Source organism: Bradyrhizobium embrapense, assembly GCF_001189235.2.
Taxonomy (GTDB): Bacteria; Pseudomonadota; Alphaproteobacteria; order Rhizobiales; family Xanthobacteraceae; genus Bradyrhizobium; species Bradyrhizobium embrapense.
This window is the reverse complement of record NZ_LFIP02000005.1, coordinates 97,360-113,417: the sequence shown is the minus strand read 5'-3', so window position 1 is coordinate 113,417 and position 16,058 is coordinate 97,360. Positions and strand designations below refer to the sequence as shown.

Annotated in this window: 12 protein-coding genes; 7 read left to right on the top strand and 5 right to left on the bottom strand. The window is 64.3% G+C overall.

Going from position 1 to position 16,058, the window contains the following annotated elements; all coding sequences use genetic code 11:
- Positions 1 to 168 precede the first annotated feature (168 nt).
- The 3 genes from AKN83_RS23205 to AKN83_RS23195 all read right to left on the bottom strand — a co-directional run bounded on the left by AKN83_RS23205 (position 169) and on the right by AKN83_RS23195 (position 3,264).
- Positions 169 to 825: a glutathione S-transferase family protein gene (locus AKN83_RS23205; protein ID WP_050401820.1), complete on the bottom strand. Its 657-nt coding sequence runs from the start codon at positions 823 to 825 to the stop codon at positions 169 to 171.
- The gene (locus tag AKN83_RS23200) at positions 825 to 1,994 is read right to left on the bottom strand and encodes an acyl-CoA dehydrogenase family protein (protein ID WP_063695478.1); all 1,170 of its coding nucleotides are present in this window, start codon (positions 1,992 to 1,994) and stop codon (positions 825 to 827) included. The genes AKN83_RS23205 and AKN83_RS23200 overlap by 1 nt, the downstream gene beginning before the upstream one ends.
- 133 nt (positions 1,995 to 2,127) lie before the next feature.
- Positions 2,128 to 3,264: an acyl-CoA dehydrogenase family protein gene (locus AKN83_RS23195; protein ID WP_063695477.1), complete on the bottom strand. Its 1,137-nt coding sequence runs from the start codon at positions 3,262 to 3,264 to the stop codon at positions 2,128 to 2,130.
- 200 nt (positions 3,265 to 3,464) lie between these two features.
- Here AKN83_RS23195 and AKN83_RS23190 point away from each other — a divergent pair, with 200 nt between their 5' ends.
- From AKN83_RS23190 to AKN83_RS23180, 3 genes are all read left to right on the top strand, one after another.
- The gene (locus AKN83_RS23190; protein ID WP_050401819.1) at positions 3,465 to 5,006 is read left to right on the top strand and encodes an acyl-CoA synthetase; all 1,542 of its coding nucleotides are present in this window, start codon (positions 3,465 to 3,467) and stop codon (positions 5,004 to 5,006) included.
- A gap of 126 nt (positions 5,007 to 5,132) precedes the next feature.
- The gene (locus AKN83_RS23185; protein WP_050401818.1) at positions 5,133 to 6,353 is read left to right on the top strand and encodes an ABC transporter substrate-binding protein; all 1,221 of its coding nucleotides are present in this window, start codon (positions 5,133 to 5,135) and stop codon (positions 6,351 to 6,353) included.
- A gap of 323 nt (positions 6,354 to 6,676) precedes the next feature.
- Positions 6,677 to 7,387 carry a DUF1614 domain-containing protein gene (locus tag AKN83_RS23180; RefSeq protein WP_050401817.1) on the top strand — a complete coding sequence of 237 codons (711 nt, stop codon included), beginning with the start codon at positions 6,677 to 6,679 and terminating at the stop codon, positions 7,385 to 7,387.
- 10 nt (positions 7,388 to 7,397) lie between these two features.
- Here the strand turns inward: AKN83_RS23180 and AKN83_RS23175 are convergent, their stop codons facing one another.
- Positions 7,398 to 8,162 (bottom strand): helix-turn-helix domain-containing protein, encoded by a 765-nt coding sequence (locus tag AKN83_RS23175; RefSeq protein ID WP_050401816.1) that lies wholly within the window; start codon positions 8,160 to 8,162, stop codon positions 7,398 to 7,400.
- 253 nt (positions 8,163 to 8,415) lie between these two features.
- On the opposite strand from AKN83_RS23175, the gene AKN83_RS23170 reads away from it, so the two are divergent.
- The 3 genes from AKN83_RS23170 (at position 8,416) to AKN83_RS23160 (ending at position 13,797) form a co-directional block, all read left to right on the top strand.
- Entirely contained in the window at positions 8,416 to 10,635 is a 2,220-nt protein-coding gene (locus AKN83_RS23170) for a marine proteobacterial sortase target protein (RefSeq protein ID WP_430641573.1), read from the top strand.
- Between the two features lie 202 nt (positions 10,636 to 10,837).
- Positions 10,838 to 11,407, top strand: a complete 570-nt coding sequence (locus AKN83_RS23165; protein ID WP_050401814.1) for a class GN sortase — start codon at positions 10,838 to 10,840, stop codon at positions 11,405 to 11,407.
- 167 nt (positions 11,408 to 11,574) lie between these two features.
- On the top strand, positions 11,575 to 13,797 hold the full coding sequence (locus tag AKN83_RS23160) for an acetate--CoA ligase family protein (RefSeq protein WP_050401813.1): 2,223 nt from the start codon (positions 11,575 to 11,577) through the stop codon (positions 13,795 to 13,797).
- A 107-nt stretch (positions 13,798 to 13,904) separates the two neighbouring features.
- Here AKN83_RS23160 and AKN83_RS23155 read toward each other — a convergent pair whose 3' ends face one another.
- Positions 13,905 to 14,666, bottom strand: a complete 762-nt coding sequence (locus AKN83_RS23155) for a S1 family peptidase (RefSeq protein ID WP_050401812.1) — start codon at positions 14,664 to 14,666, stop codon at positions 13,905 to 13,907.
- A 435-nt stretch (positions 14,667 to 15,101) separates the two neighbouring features.
- Between AKN83_RS23155 and AKN83_RS23150 the strand changes: the two genes are divergently transcribed.
- A complete protein-coding gene (locus AKN83_RS23150; RefSeq protein WP_050401862.1) occupies positions 15,102 to 15,776 on the top strand; it encodes a LuxR C-terminal-related transcriptional regulator in 675 nt (224 codons plus the stop codon).
- Positions 15,777 to 16,058 lie beyond the last annotated feature (282 nt).

The window sequence follows — 16,058 nt, the reverse complement described above, 5'->3', positions numbered from 1 at the left end:
TTCCTCCTCGCGCGGCTCTTTGGGCCGCTGCGGCGGAGCTACCATAGCGCAAATTCGTAAGCTGTCATCGACGCGAATTGTCGTCATTCCGGGCGATGCGACGCATCGAACCCGGAATGACGAGGTTCCGGGTTCAATGCTGCGCATTGCTCCGGAACGACGGACTAATCAAGGCCGCGCCCGCGGCGCAACGTTCTGTTCCAGCCCGGCTTTTTGCTCCGACGCCACCGCGCGCTGGTAACCTTCGCGCTGCTGCAGCCGCGCCCAATAGGCCGCGACATTCGGCCCAAAATCCTTGGCGAGGCCGATATTGCTGGCAAGCCGAAGCGCATAGCCGTTGGTGATGTCGGCGGCCGTGAAGCGTTCCGCGCAGAGGAATTCCGATTTCGCGGCGGCGGCCTCCACCGCACGCAAGCGGCCTAGGAACCATTTTGCATAGTCGCCCGAGACCTGCGGACTGCGCCGCTCCTCCGGCTCCAGCTGGCTGTAGCGCAGCACCAGCGTCTGCGGAAAGGTCAGCGTCGCATCGGAGAAATACATCCAGTTCAGGAACGCGCCATAGGCCGGCTCGTCGGGACCTACGATCAGCGGCGTCGGTCCATATTTGGTGCCGAGGTAATGGCAGATGCCGGAGGACTCCGTCATCCTGGTCTCGCCATCGACCATGAACGGAATCGTGCCGAGCGGATTGATGCCGAGATATTCCTTGGCGAATACGCGCGGCGGGAACGGGAGCATCTTCAGCTCATAGGACAGCCCGAGCTCCTCCAGCATCCACAGCGGACGGAACGAGCGCGCGGCATCGCAGTGATAGAGCGTGATCATCAGGCATTTCCCTTTTGCTTCATGCCGGGCAGCGTGCCCATCATCTTGCACAATACCATCAGCATCACCTCATCGGCGCCGCCACCGATCGAGGTCAGGCGGCTGTCGCGATAGGCCCGGCTGACCGGCGTCTCATTGGTGAAGCCCATGCCGCCCCAATATTGCAGGCAGGCATCGGTGAGCTCGCGGCCGAGCCGGCCGGCCTTCAGTTTCGCCATGGTCGCAAGCCGGGTGACATCCTCGCCAGCCACCAGCGCCTCGCCGGCGCGATAAACCAGCGAGCGCAGCAGCTCGACCTCGGTCTGCATCTCCGCGAGCTTGAAATGCACCACCTGGTTATCGAGGATCGAGCCGCCGAACGCCTTGCGGCTCCGGGTGTAGTCGATGGTGGCGTTGATGATGAATTCATGCGCCTTCAGGCAGGCGGCCGCGCCCCACAGCCGCTCCTCCTGGAACTGGATCATCTGGTAGGTGAAGCCTTGCCCTTCCTCGCCGATCCGGTTGCGTTTCGGCACCCGGACATTGTCGAAGAAGATCTGCGCGGTGTCGGAGGAACGCATGCCGAGCTTGTCGAGTTTTCGCGCGACCTGGACGCCCCTGGTTTTCATCGGCACGCAGATCAGCGACTTGTTGCGATGGACCGGGCCGTCGCTGGTGTTGGCAAGCAGGCAAATCCAATCAGCCTGGGTGCCGTTGGTGATCCACATCTTGCCGCCATTGATGACGTAGTCATCGCCGTCGGAGCGCGCATGGGTCTTGATCGAGGCGACGTCGGAGCCGGCGCCGGGCTCGGAGACACCGATGCAGGCGACCTGATCGCCCGCGATCGCGGGGGCCAGGAATTCGCGCCGCACCTCGTCTGAGCCGAACCGCGCCAGCGCCGGCGTCGCCATGTCGGTCTGCACACCGATCGCCATCGGCACGCCGCCGCAGGTGATCGCCCCGAGCTCCTCGGCCATCATCAGCGCGTAGGAATAATCCAGTCCCTGGCCGCCGAATTCGACCGGCTTGTTGAGGCCGAGGAAGCCGAGATCGCCGAGCTTCTTGAACAGTTCATGCGCCGGGAAGATGCCGGCCTGCTCCCATTCGTCGACATGGGGATTGATCTCGGCCGCGATGAATTTTTGCAGCGCGCGACGCGGTTCGTCGTGGTCGGCGGTGAAGAGCATATTTAATCAATCCTTGTCATTCCGGGGCGCGCGGAGCGCGAGCCCGGAATCCATTCACATCGAATCTGCTGCCCGATGGATTCCGGGCTCTCGCTTCGCGAGCCCCGGAATGACGGCTGTGAGTGAGAAGCATTCAAAGCCCCATCTGCCGCGACGCGAGATCCTTCATGATCTCCTCGGTACCGCCGCCGATGGCGTTGACCTTGACCTCGCGGTAGATGCGCTCGACCTTGACGCCGCGCATGAAGCCGGCGCCGCCGAAGATCTGCACCGCCTCGGAGGCGCAATGCGCCATGGTTTGCGTCGCCTGGTTCTTCATCATGCAGATTTCGGCGACCGGGCTTTCGCCCTGGCCGAGCCGCCACGCCAGCATTTCCAGCATCGCCTGCGAGGCCGCGACCTTCTGCGCCATGTCGACGATCTTGTGCCTGATCACCTGGTGCTGGGCGATCGGCTTGCCGAAGGTCTTGCGCTCCTTGGCATAGGCAACCGCCTCGTCGAGGCAAACGCGCGCATAGGCGGTGCAGCTTGCCGCCATGCCCATCCGTTCGCTGTTGAAGTTGTACATGATCTGCTTGAAGCCCTCGCCCTCCTCGCCGATCAGGTTCTCGACCGGCACGCGGCACTCGTCGAAATGAAGCGTCGCGGTGTCCGACGCCCACCAGCCCATCTTCTTCAATTTGGTGCGCGTCAGGCCCGGCGCATTGCCTTCGATCAGCAGCAGGCTGACGCCGCCGGGGCCCTCGCCGCCGGTGCGCACCGCGACCGTCAGATAGTCGGCGCGCATGCCCGACGTGATGAAGGTCTTCTCGCCGCTGACGATATAATGATCGCCGTCGCGCCGCGCCTTGGTCCGCAAATTGGCGACATCGGAGCCGCCGCTCGGCTCGGTGATCGCGAGCGCGGAGATCTTCTTGCCCGCAAGCACCTCCGGCAACACCCGCGCCTTGACCTCGGGGCGGGCGGCACGAGCGATCGGCGGCGAGCCGATGGTGTGGCTCATCAGGCTCGCGGAGACGCCGCCGGCGCCGGCGCGTGCCAGCTCCTGCGAGGCCACGATCTTCATGAACTGGTCGGCGGCGACCCCGCCATATTCCTCCGGGAAACCGAGGCCAAGCAGCCCGATCTCGGACGCCTTGGCATAGAGCTCGCGCGGAAACTCGCCCTCCTCGTCCCATTGATGGGAATAAGGCTCGATTTCCTTCGCCACAAAGCGCCGCATCACCTCGCGAAAGGCTTCATGCTCGCCGGTGTAGAACGGGTTTGCCATCCGCGTGCTCCGTTGATTCTTGCGGCTGACGATGTCCGGATTTTTCCCGGTTCACTTGCGTCGAGTGGCTGCCGGCCGGATCGGGTTTCCCGCCAGCCACTAAACGCAAGACAGTATCCCGATACGCCCCCTCCACTGCCAATTCATGGCATCAATCGAGGGACAGGCGGCGCAAGACTGCCGTTCCGGAGGAGGGAAAATTGCCGGTTCGTTATTACGACTGGATCGCGCATCATCGCCGGCGTACGCCGGACAAGACGGCGCTTGTCGATCTCGCAAGCCGTCGCCGCTTCACCTATGCGGAGCTCGACGCCCGCGTGTCGCGGCTCGCGGGCCATCTGCGCGACGCCTTGAGGGTCGCGAGCGGCGACCGGGTCGCGGTGCTGGCCCTGAACACCACGGATACGCTGGAAGTGCAGTTCGCCTGCTTCCGGATCGGCGCGGTCTTCCTGCCGCTCAACACCCGCCTCACCGTTCCCGAGCTGCGCTACATCACCGGCGACGCATCGCCCAAAGTGATGATCCACGACGACGAGCTCGCCGAGACCGCGCTTGCGGTCGCCAAGCTCTGCGGCGTCGCTTCGACCGTGCGGCTCGGCCCCGGCGGCGCCTATGAGGCCGGCATCGCCGCGGCCAAACCGCTCGAACGGTTCGAAGAGGTCACGCTCGATGACATCTCGACCATCATGTACACCTCGGGCACCACGGGCCAGCCCAAGGGCGCGATCATCACGCACGGGATGACGTTCTGGAATTGCGTCAATCTCGGCGGCCCCGCTTACATCTCGCCGGCCTCCGTGCTGCTCACGGTGCTGCCGCTATTCCACACCGGCGGGCTGAATTGCTACACCAACCCGGTGCTGCATGCCGGCGGCACCGTGCTGATCATGCGCAATTTCGACCCCGGCGAGGCCTTGAAGCTGATCGGCGATCCCGCGCACGGCATCAACGTATTCTTCGGCGTGCCCGCGATCTACCAGTTCATGGCGCAGCATCCGGCGTTCGCGACCGCCGATTTCAGCCGCCTGCTGATCGGCGGGGTCGGTGGTGCGCCGATGCCGGTGCCGCTGCTCAAGACCTGGGAGGCGCGCGGCGTCGCACTGCAGCAGGGCTACGGCATGACCGAGACCTCGCCGGCGGTGATGGTGCTCGACCGCGAGGATGCCGCGCGCAAGGCCGGCTCATCCGGCAAGCCTGTGCTGCATACTGAAGTGAGGATCGTGCGACCCGACGGCAGCGATGCCGCAGTGGGCGAGCTCGGCGAACTCTGGGTCAGGGGCCCGAACATTACGCCGGGCTATTGGAACCGGCCGGACGCCAACGCCTCTTCCTTCACTGACGGCTGGCTGCACACCGGCGATGCCACGCGGATCGACGAGGACGGCTTCTACTACATCGTCGACCGCTGGAAGGACATGTACATCTCTGGCGGCGAGAACGTCTATCCGGCCGAAGTCGAGAGCGTGCTGCATCAATTGGCAGCCGTGGCCGAAGCCGCCGTGATTGGCATCCCGAACGAGCAATGGGGCGAGGTCGGGATGGCCGTGATCGCCGTGAAGCCGGGCCATACGCTGACCCCGGCCGAGATCCACGCGCATTGCCAGGCCAATCTGGCGCGGTTCAAATGTCCGCGCCTGATCGAATTCATCGATGCCCTGCCGCGGAATGCGACAGGCAAAATTCATAAGCCGACGCTCCGGCTGCAATTCAGCCAGCCGAAGCCGACCGATACCGCGGCGTGATCCTAGACGCGCCTCGCGCGGCCCGGACTCCGCTGTGACAGGAATTGCCCCGCAACCGTCTGCCGGGACCGGCTGCGGGTTCGTTGCGTCAGTCCCCAACCAGAATCAATCGAGGAAATTGCCTTTATGAAAATCACAAAACTGTCGCTGCTGGCCGCCGCCGCGGCGCTCTGCCTGCTTTCCAGCCAGGCCGCCTTTGCACAGAAGAAATATGACACCGGCGCCTCCGACACCGAGATCAAGATCGGCAATGTCGAGGCCTATAGCGGTCCCGCCTCCGCCTACGGCATCATCGGCAAGACCGAAGAAGCCTATTTCAAGATGATCAACGAACAGGGCGGCATCAACGGCCGCAAGATCAACTGGATCTCCTATGACGACGGCTATTCGCCGCCGAAGACCGTGGAGCAGATCCGCAAGCTGATCGAGAGCGACGAGGTGTTCCTGGTGTTCAACGCGCTGGGCACGCCGACCCAGACTGCGGTGCAGAAGTATCACAACGCCAAGAAGGTGCCGCAGCTCTTCCTCGCCACCGGCGCCAGCAAGTGGAACGATCCGAAGGATTTCCCGTGGACGATGGGCTTCCAACCGAGCTATCGCGTCGAGGCGCGGATCTTCGGCAAATACATCCTCAAGGCCAAGCCAGACGCGAAGGTTGCGATCTTCTATGCCAATGACGATTTCGGCAAGGACTACCTGGTCGGCCTGAAGGAGGTGCTCGACAAGTCGAGCGTCAAGATCGTCGCCGAGGAAAGCTACGAGACGACAGAGCCGTCGATCGATTCCCACATCGTCAAGCTGAAGGACACCGGCGCCGACGTGTTCGTCAACATCTCGACGCCGAAATTCGCGGCGCAGGCGATCAAGAAGATCGCCGAGCTCGGCTGGAAGCCGATGCACGTGATGACCGACGTCTCGATCTCGATCGGCGCGGTCATGAAACCCGCCGGTCTCGAAGCCTCCGAAGGCGTGCTGTCAGCCGGCTACCTCAAGGACGCCTCCGATCCGCAGTGGAAGAACGACGAGGGCATGAAGAAGTTCATGGCCTTCGCCGAGAAGTACATGCCCGGCGCCAATCTGTCCGACGCCAATCTGGTCTATGGCTACGCCGCGGCGCAGACCATGGTGCAGGTGCTGAAGCAGTGCGGCGACAATCTGACCCGTGAGAACGTGATGAAGCAGGCCGCCAGCCTGAAGGATTTCACGCCCGACACGCTGATCCCCGGCATCCGGATCAACACCAGCGCGACCGACTTCGCGCCGGTCGAGCAGCTGAAGATGATGCAGTTCAAGAGCGGGCAATGGGAGCTGTTCGGCGACATCATCAGCGCCGAGACCGGCGGCTAGGGCTGATCGCGTTACGGAACGTCAGCGTCGCGAAGCCGCCCATCCGGGCGGCTTCGTTTTTACGGCCCTTCGCAGATTGGCGCCTGCCGAGTTAATTCCGCCGTCGACCACTCTTACACCGTCACCCTGAGGAGCGCGCCCTTGCGCGCGTCTCGAAGGGTCGACGGCCCCGGCCGTGGCCGTGCATCCTTCGAGGCTCGCAAGAGCTCGTACCTCAGCGATTCGAGACTTACAAGGATGACGGAATCGGCACCTTCCTTGTGATCCCACCAAGAGAACCCTACGTAACATAGGAGCCAATCCGAAGCCGGATCGTCTAGCCGATGCATTCCCAAGTTCATTATCTGCCGCTGACGCCGGGATTCTTCTCGATCCTGGTGTTCGCGGCCATCGCGCTGGTGGTCCTGATCCAGCTTCGCATCCTGCGCTACGCCTATATGCGGCTCGGCGTCGGTCCCGGCGTCGCATTGCTGCTGCTGTTCGGGTCGCTGATCGGCAGCTACTTCAATATTCCGATCACGGTGCTGTCCGGCCCGCCGGTGCGAGCGGGGCAGATCGTCGATTTCTTCGGCATGCGCTATGTGGTGCCCTACCTTGCATCGCCGAGCACGATCCTTGCCGTGAACGTTGGCGGCGCGGTGATTCCGGCCGCGATGTCCGCCTATCTGATGCTGCGTTATCAGCTCTGGCTCAGGGCCGCTATCGCGACCGCCGTGATCGCGGCCATCGTCCATGCAAGCGCGACGCCGGTGCCAGGCATGGGGATCGCTGTCCCGGTATTCGTTCCGGTGGCGGCCACGGCGATCCTCGCCCTGCTGCTGTCGCGCGAATATGCAGCGCCGCTGGCTTATATCGGCGGCTCGATGGGAACGCTGCTCGGCGCGGACCTGTTGAACCTCGACAAGATCGGCAGCCTCGGTGCGCCGATCGCATCGATCGGCGGCGCCGGCACGTTTGACGGCATTTTCCTGACCGGCATTCTCGCCGTGCTGATCGCCGGCATGGTCGCGCCTGCGCGTCCGAGAGCGACGTAACCTTGCCTCATTATCCCGGCAAGAAAATCGCGAACGGCTCGTCGATCGTGCGCCGCACGTGCTCGCGATAGAGCGCGAAGTTCGCGTCATCGGCCGATACCCGGCCGAGACTCGGCTTCGGCACGTTCTTCACCGGCAGGAACGCGATCGGCGCAGCGACCGGCGTCAGCAGCGAGCCGCGGCCGGCGAGCAGCGTGGTGATGATGCCGTACATCTCGCCGGAATTGCGCGGCCGCGAGACCGTGATCACGCGATGCTGGCCATGCCGGTTGGTGACGAGATAGACGAAGCCGGATTCATTGGGCACCGCCACCTCGCCATATTGGGTGTAATCGGCATCCTGCCGCTCGCCCTCGCGGAAGCCGAGCGATGACGCCGCATCGTCCCAGGCGATCTCGGTGCGATAGGCATACAACGCGTCCGGCTCGCCGAACGACGGACGCACCGTGATGTAAGTCCCTTCGATCCGTGCCACCGCACGGCGCGAATAGGATCCGAGACTGTCGGGCGCGATGCCGCCATTGACGGGCGCGGTTACCGTGATCGTCTCCGGCAGCTTGCGCAAGGACACGCCGAGCGCCTGCTCGAGCCGCACGGTGGTCGCCAGCGTGAACGGGCGGCGGCCACCAAGCACCTTCTCCAACGTCGATAGGCTGAGCTTGGCCTGCTCGGCCAGCGTCTGCCGCGAGATACGGCGGCGCGCGATTTCCTCCCGGATGGTCTCCGCGACCTGCCGGCTCTGCTCCGCGGATAGCTGCTTGTCAGGCGTCGGCATCCAGATTCCTGCCCGGTTCCCCTCGATTCAGCACACTCTAGCAGACCGGACAATCCATCACAAAACCGCACAAACCCGCCTCGGCCGGCGGCGGGCCGCGCCGGACGGCGGCCAATCATTGCCAATCGTTCTGCTCGCGCCGAAACCGCCGCTCTCCATGATTGCGAAGCAGCGAAAGTCTCGCTCGGGAGTGACGAAGATGACGATTTACGATGCATGTGAAAGCAGCCCGCAGATCCGGATGTCGCGCCGGATGCGCATTGCGCTGTTCTTCCTGGTGGAAGGTGTGGCCGCGCTGGCGATCGGCTTTGCGGCGCTGTTCGTGAGCTTTGATCCGGTGTGGTCGGCGGAGCTGCCGCAACAAGGGGTGCTGCGGCCAAGCGATGCGCGCTCCGGCTCGCTGCTGTTCAAGACCGACGACGGCTACAGGGATGCACTGAGGCTCGGCGTCGATGTCGACCTCGCGGTGTCGGGGCCGACCGTCCGCGCCCGCGTCACCCAGATCTTCCGCAACCCGACCAAGGACTGGGTGGAAGCGACCTATGTCTATCCGCTGCCGGCCGGCGGCGCGGTCGACACGCTGAAGATGGTGGTCGGCGATCGCATCGTGGTCGGCGACATCAAGGAGCGGCAGCAGGCCCGCGCGATCTACGAGCAGGCCAAGCAGAACGGCCAGAAGGCCGCGCTCACCGAACAGGAGCGGCCGAACATCTTCACCAACTCCGTGGCTAATATCGGCCCCGGCGAAACCGTCCTGGTGCAGATCGAGTATCAGGAGCCGGTGCAGCAGAACGGCAACGAATTCTCGCTGCGGGTGCCGATGGTGGTCGGCCCCCGCTACAATCCGCGTCCTGTCGTGCAGAGCGTCGACCTCCGTGCAGACGGCAGCGGCTGGGGCGCCACCACGACCGATCCGGTGCCGGACCGCGATCGCATCGCCTCCGAGGTGCTTGATCCCGCGACGAATGGCCCGGTCAATCCGACCAACATCACGGTGCACCTCAACGCCGGCTTCCCGCTCGGCGAGGTGAAGAGCCATTTCCACCAGGTCAGGATCGAGAGCCCCGACAGCACGACGCGCATCGTCAAGCTCGCCGAAGGCCCGATACCGGCCGATCGCGATTTCGAGCTGACCTGGAAGCCGGCCGCCGAGAAGGCGCCGTCGGTCGGGCTGTTCCGCGAGCATGTCGGCAATTCCAACTATCTGCTGGCCTTCGTCACCCCGCCGTCGGTCGAACAGGCGCAACAGAAGCAGCTCCCCCGCGAGGTGATCTTCGTGATCGACAATTCCGGCTCGATGGGCGGCACCTCGATCATCCAGGCCAAGGCGAGCCTCATTTACGCGCTCGGCCGCCTGCAGCCGACCGACCGCTTCAACGTGATCCGCTTCGACGACACCATGGACACGCTGTTTCCAACGCCGGTCGCGGCGACCAGCGACAATCTCCGGAACGCGACGTCGTTCGTCAGTGCGATACAGGCCCGCGGCGGCACCGAGATGGTGCCGGCGATGCGCGCGGCTCTCTCCGACACAAGCCATGACGACGCCGACCATGTCCGCCAGGTGGTGTTCCTGACCGACGGCGCGATCGGCAACGAGCAGCAATTGTTCGAGACCATCAGCGCGCTACGCGGCCGCTCGCGCATCTTCATGGTCGGGATCGGCTCGGCGCCGAACACCTATCTGATGACGCGCGCCGCCGAGCTCGGCCGCGGCACCTTCACCCATATCGGCTCCGTCGAGCAGGTCGACGAGCGGATGCGTGACCTGTTCGCCAAGCTGGAGAATCCCGCGGTGACCAACCTCGCCGCAAAATTTTCCGAGGCGACGGCCGACCTGACGCCGTCGGCGCTCCCCGACATCTATCGCGACGAGCCGCTGGTGCTGGCTGCGAAGCTCGACAAGCTCACCGGCTCGGTCGAGATCAAGGGCCGCATCGGCGATCGTCCGTGGAGCGTGACGCTGCCGCTCGCGAATGCCGCCGAAGGCAAGGGTCTCTCCAAGCTGTGGGCACGCCGCAAGATCGCGGACGCCGAGGTTGCGCGCACCACGCGGCAGGCGAGCCCGGAGGACGCCGACAAGACCATCCTTGCGCTGGCGCTGGAGCATCAGCTTGTGACGCGGCTGACCAGCCTCGTTGCAGTCGACAAGACGCCGAGCCGTCCCGAAGGCGAGCCACTGAAGCTCTCCGAACTGCCGCTCAACCTGCCTGCTGGCTGGGATTTCGCAAAGGTGTTCGGTGAGCGTCCGCGCCTGCCGGCCGCCCCGGGCGAGCGTCGCGCCGACGCCGGCGACGGCAAGCTGCAGCTCGCCGCGCTGAAGCGATCACCGGTCGCAGCTCCAGGTCCCGGCATCATCCAGCTGCCGAAGACCGCGACCGATGCCGAGCTGAAGATGATCGCAGGCGTGATCCTGCTCACGGTCAGCCTTCTGCTTCTGGTGTTCAACCGGCGTCAGACGTCGTCCCACTGACGTCGGATGAAAGGAGGAGGTGCCCCCGACCTTCTCTTTCAGAGCGCGCGCGGCCTTCTCACCCGTCCCCCCGGGGGCCGCGCGCGCCACTTTTCTCACCAAGCGTCATTGCGAGGAGCGAAGCGACGAAGCTATCCATGGGTCCGCACATGCCGCTCGATGGATTGCTTCGCTTTACGCTCGCAATGACGGGAGTAAGAGCATGCCCCGCTTCATCCCGCCCCTCGCCTTCGCCCTCATCGGCCTGATCCTGTTCGGCCAGGGCGCCTACATCCATGCCAAGGCGCTGCTTGCGCAGGTGCTGCTGGAGCGCGCCTTTACACAGAGCATCGCAACCGACCATCCGGTAAAACCGTGGCGCTGGGCCGACACCTGGCCGGTGGCCAGGATCGAGGTGAAGCGCCTGCATGCTTCCGCGATCGTGCTGGCCGGGAGCAGCGGCCAGGCGCTGGCGTTCGGTCCCGGCCATGTCGAGCAGAGCGTCGATGCCGGCCAGCCGGGCGTCGCGGTCTATTCCGCGCATCGCGACACCCATTTCCGGTTTCTGAAAGATGTCACAATCGGCGACGAGATCGACGTCACGCGAAGCGACGGCAGGATGTTTCGCTACCGCGCCGATCGCAGCGCGGTCGTCCGCTTCGACCAATCCGGCATCGATCCGCTCACCGACCGGTATGAGCTGGTGCTCTCGACCTGCTGGCCATTCGACGCGCTGACCTCGGGCCCCGAACGCTATCTGCTGCACGCGACCATGATCGAATCCGGTTCCTGACGCGCACCGATTTTGCGCCTGCCGGGATATTGCAAGCGTTGCCCTGACTTGCAGCAGCGTGAGTTGCTACCCCCTTCCATCGGCCATAAAAACAATGAAAATCACGTTCTGCGGTGACCCGCCGTGGGCCAGAGGAAACGAACAGAACAAGGATAAGGGCAGGCTCCATGGAAGCTTTCGCAGGCAGCACGTCACACTCGTCCCGCAAATGGGCACCGCCCGCTGACGCCAGCGACATTGTCAAAAGCGTCCATGCGATGCTGCACCCGCGCAACATTGTGCTGGTCGGCGCCACCGACAAGCCCGGCAACTACGCCGAACGGATCTGGAACAATCTCATCAAATACCAATATGCCGGCGGCCTGTTTCCGATCAACGCCAAGCGCGAAACGATCTGGGGCGTCACCTGCTACAAGGATTTCGCCAGCCTTCCCGAAAAGCCCGACCACGTGCTGGTGCTGGTGCCGGCCCGCTTTGCCGTGCAGGTGATCCGCGACGCGGCCGCTGCCGGCGCCCGCTCGGCGACCATCGTCACATCGGGCTTCAGCGAGCTGCAGGACGAAGAAAGCCAGCGGCTCGCGGTCGAGCTGAAGCAGGCGATCAAGGAGACCGGGCTCGCGGTCACCGGCCCAAATTGCCTCGGCAATCTCAGCGCCGGCGAGAACCTGTTCACCAATATCGACGATCGCATCGTCACGATGGAGCCGGGCGCGGTTGCGATCGCCGGCCAATCCGGCGCGATCGTGATGGCGATCCGCCAGGCTCTGGAGGATCGCGGCGTCGGCGTCGGCTACATGGTCACCACAGGCAATGAATCCGGGCTCGAGACCCCGGACCTGATGAGCTATTTCGCCGCCGATCCGAGCATCCGGGTCATCGTGGTCTATCTCGAAGGCGTCAGGAACACCAAAGTATTCCGCGATGCCTGCAAGGCGGCGCGCGCCGCGGGCAAGCCGGTGATCGCGCTCAAGCTCGGCGCCTCCGAGGGTGGCCGGGCCGCCGCGATGGCACATACCGGCGCGCTCGCCGGCTCGATCGAGACATTCGATGCGATCTCGACCCGCGAAGGCGTGATCCGCGTGCGCGGGCTGGATGAATTGATCGAAACCACCGAATGTTTCGTCCATGCCGACCCGCCGAAGGGCAACCGCCTCGCGGCGGTGTCGCTGTCGGGCGGCAAGCGCGGCCTCTTGATCGACGCGTTCTATTCCGCCGGCCTGAATTTCGCGCCGCTGAGCCCCAATGCATCGGAGCAATTGGCGAAGATGCTCGGGCCCGGCAGCATCGTCGGCAACCCGCTCGACGCCGGCTTCGCCGCGGTGGTCGATCCTTCCGTCTACATGAAGTCGATCAAGATCATGATCGACGATCCCGACACCGACATCATCATCATCGACGCCGAGCTGCCGAAGGCGCCGCACGAGCTGCGCGAGCGCAATCTGCGGATCGTCAACGACATGGCGGGCCAGGCCAACAAGCCGGTGATCTATATCAGCGCGATGTCGATCGGCTTCACTGACTTTACCAAGGGACTACGCAAGTCGCTGCCCAATATCACGGTCTTGCAGGGCCTCGACCGCGCGGTCGGCGCGATCAAGTCGTTGATCGAATATTCCGGTCTGCGCAAGGAAGTGCCCGACATCGTGTCGAGCTCGAAGGCCTCCGCGCGCGCGGTGCTGGAGAAGACGCTGAAGGCCGCCAACGGCGCCGCCGCGCTCGACGAGGTCGCCTCGAAGCAACTGCTCAAGGCCTACGGCATCCCGATCTCGAAGGAAGACGTCGCGCAGACCGCGGCCGAGGCCGTGAAGATCGCCAAGACGATCGGCTTCCCGGTGGTCGCGAAGGTTGTCAGCCCCGATATCCTGCACAAGTCGGATATCGGCGGTGTGGTCCTGAACCTTGCCAACGCCGCAGAGGTGAAGAAGGCGTTCAACGACATCACCGCGCGGGTGAAGAAGCTGAAGGGCAAGCCGAAGCTCGAGGGCATCCTGATCGCGCAGCAGGTCAAGGCCGACCTCGAGCTCGTGGTCGGCGCCTCGCTCGATGCCGAGATGGGCCCCGTGGTGCTGTTCGGCACCGGCGGCGTCGACATCGAGCTGATGAAGGACGTCGCCCTTGCCGGCGCGCCGCTCGATGCCGCCGAGGCGAAGGAGCTGATCGCCAAGACCAAGGCCGGAGTCAAGTTGAAGGGCTATCGCGGCAAGCCTGCGCTGCACGAGGCGTCGGCGGTGAAGGCGCTGGTCGGGCTCTCCAACCTGATGGCCGACGCCAATGGCCGCATCGCCTCGATCGACGTCAATCCGTTCCTGATCAACAGCAAGCTCGGCGTCGCCGTCGACGGCCTGATCGTGCTGAACAACGCCGCCGCCAACAAGGCGGCGGGGCATTAGGTTTCAGACGCGCGCGCTCTACGTTCCGTTATCCTGAGGTGCGAGCGGAGCGAGCCTCAGGATGACGGAACTGCGAGTGCGAGCCGTCCGAAGCATACAATTTTGGGCTAAAAGCTCGCGCCCCACTGCAGCGCGGTCTGCATCACCCAGTCGCGATAGAGCGTAAGCGGCGTCACGCCGGTGATGCCGCCGCAGCCGGCGGTGCCGTTCGGGCCGGTGGACCAGCTCACCACGCCGACGATGACGGGTCCGCCTTGCTTGTCCTCGAACACGGGCGCTCCGGAATCGCCGGTGCAGGCGCCAAGGCCGTCGCGCACACCCTGCCCGACCGGATCGACGAGACGGATCTGCAGCGTGCCGGGCTTACCGCTCGCGATCAGGCCCGCGACACGAATGCTGCCGCCGCTCTTGCCGTCGCCGCTGACGGTGACACCGACACCCGCGACGGTAAAGCGGCCGCCGGTCTGGATCGGAATGTTGGGCATGCCCAGCACGGCCGGCGCCTTGCCAGCGACTGGCGCCGCAAGCTGCAGCAGCGCGACATCGGCGGTCGCCACATGATTGGTCATCGCCTGCATCCGAAACCCGGGATGGATCGCAACCGTCTTGACGTCCTGCAGCTTCGGCTGCCGGTCCGGCCCATACTCGACGATCTTGTAGTCGGCACCGGGCTGCACGCAATGTGCCGCAGTCAGCACCACCTTCGGCGCGATCAGCGCGCCGGTGCAGAAATTGCCACGCGAGCCGACGATGGTGACGACGGCGCGCGCGACGCCATCCGTCGATGGTGCGCCACCACCGACGATCGCTACCGCCGGCGTTGCCATCAACAGGGTCAGAAGGGCTGCCGCTCGAATAAATCTCGTCATGGAACCTTGCCGATCTGCCTGAATCTAAGCACGTGCGAGGCGCGCATTGCCTCGCTCACGCCGCATCTTGGAGAACACACAATGTTGTACAGAGCATCCGGGCCCGCACGCGTCAATTGTCTAAATATCTAGCGGTCGACGACTACGGCGTTGAAGTCGCCTTCAGATTTCCTGCATCGCCATCGCACGCCCGCTCCCCGCGTCTTCGTCTTGTCGCGATATGCAACACATCAGATCGGGCTGCGCAATTCCCGACGACGCGGCAATGTGAACTGCATCTCTTGATCCGGCGCGCATCAACGCCGTAATTTCGACCCGATATCGATACAACCTCTGGCAGCATACCGCATACTTACCTTCATGACTTTCTGGATGCCGGTACCGTCGACCACCAGACGGCTTTCCATCCGCCATTTTGTTGAGTTCGAGGATAATATGAGGATCGCGGTCGTCACGCCGATCAGGCTGTTCAGCGAGGGGCTCACCTCGAGTTTCCAGAACCACGCCGAGTTTGCCGTCGAGGCGGCGGTTTCCGATCTCTCCGGCCTGCGCGCGACCCTCGAGACCGGCAGTGTGAGCGTCATTCTGATCGACGTCACGCAGGGCATCGATCTCGACGAAGTGCGCGTGATTGCGAGTGAGCATGCGGAGATCGCGCTGGTGGCGCTCGGCCTCAACGAGGACCGGCGCGACGTGGTCCGCTGCGGCCGGGCCGGGTTCAGCGGCTACATTTCCCGGAATGCCAGTTTCGACGAGCTGTGCCGCGCGCTGTCGGACGTGGCATCCGGGCGGCTCGCCTGCAGCGCCGAGATCTCCGGCGGACTGCTGCGCGCGCTATTTTGCATGGAACGTCAGACGGATGCTATCGACACGGACCAGGGCTTGACGCGCCGCGAAGGCGAGGTTCTCAAGCTCATCGGGCAAGGCATGTCGAACAAGGAGATCGCGCGCGATCTCAATCTCAGTCTTGCCACCGTCAAGCATCACGTCCATCACGTGCTGCAGAAACTCGGCCTGCCGCGCCGGGCGCAAGCGATGCGGCGGGTGCGCGAAGCGCCGTGGATCGCATCATCTGCGCCGGTTCTCGATCGCCGCCGCGAGCTCGACTGACACCAGCAACCTGAATTCCGTATTCGGCTGACCGCAGCGCGTGTACGCATCGCTGCAGAGATGCGACGCGGCCTTGCACGCATGGGGACGCATCACGCCGTAGACGATCCCGACTAAACCCTTTGATCGATCTTTCGAGGCGCAACATCGATCTCATGGATCGGTCGATCCGCATCATCGCCTCGATCCTTTCTGATCCACCGCGGTGAATAGGCCTTTCCCGGCACACCTGCGACAACGGCACCAACGCAGCGACATGCCGCTCTTTTCGTTCGCTGCGCG

What these genes read in the sequence shown, in the direction of transcription:
- AKN83_RS23200 (WP_063695478.1), bottom strand. Translation starts at nt 1,994, where the DNA reads ATGCTCTTCACCGCCGACCACGACGAACCGCGTCGCGCGCTGCAAAAA.
- AKN83_RS23175 (WP_050401816.1), bottom strand. Translation starts at nt 8,162, where the DNA reads ATGCCGACGCCTGACAAGCAGCTATCCGCGGAGCAGAGCCGGCAGGTC.
- AKN83_RS23185 (WP_050401818.1), top strand. Translation starts at nt 5,133, where the DNA reads ATGAAAATCACAAAACTGTCGCTGCTGGCCGCCGCCGCGGCGCTCTGC.
- AKN83_RS23205 (WP_050401820.1), bottom strand. Translation starts at nt 825, where the DNA reads ATGATCACGCTCTATCACTGCGATGCCGCGCGCTCGTTCCGTCCGCTG.
- AKN83_RS23195 (WP_063695477.1), bottom strand. Translation starts at nt 3,264, where the DNA reads ATGGCAAACCCGTTCTACACCGGCGAGCATGAAGCCTTTCGCGAGGTG.
- AKN83_RS23160 (WP_050401813.1), top strand. Translation starts at nt 11,575, where the DNA reads ATGGAAGCTTTCGCAGGCAGCACGTCACACTCGTCCCGCAAATGGGCA.
- AKN83_RS23170 (WP_430641573.1), top strand. Translation starts at nt 8,416, where the DNA reads ATGCGCATTGCGCTGTTCTTCCTGGTGGAAGGTGTGGCCGCGCTGGCG.
- AKN83_RS23155 (WP_050401812.1), bottom strand. Translation starts at nt 14,666, where the DNA reads ATGACGAGATTTATTCGAGCGGCAGCCCTTCTGACCCTGTTGATGGCA.
- AKN83_RS23180 (WP_050401817.1), top strand. Translation starts at nt 6,677, where the DNA reads ATGCATTCCCAAGTTCATTATCTGCCGCTGACGCCGGGATTCTTCTCG.
- AKN83_RS23165 (WP_050401814.1), top strand. Translation starts at nt 10,838, where the DNA reads ATGCCCCGCTTCATCCCGCCCCTCGCCTTCGCCCTCATCGGCCTGATC.
- AKN83_RS23150 (WP_050401862.1), top strand. Translation starts at nt 15,102, where the DNA reads ATGAGGATCGCGGTCGTCACGCCGATCAGGCTGTTCAGCGAGGGGCTC.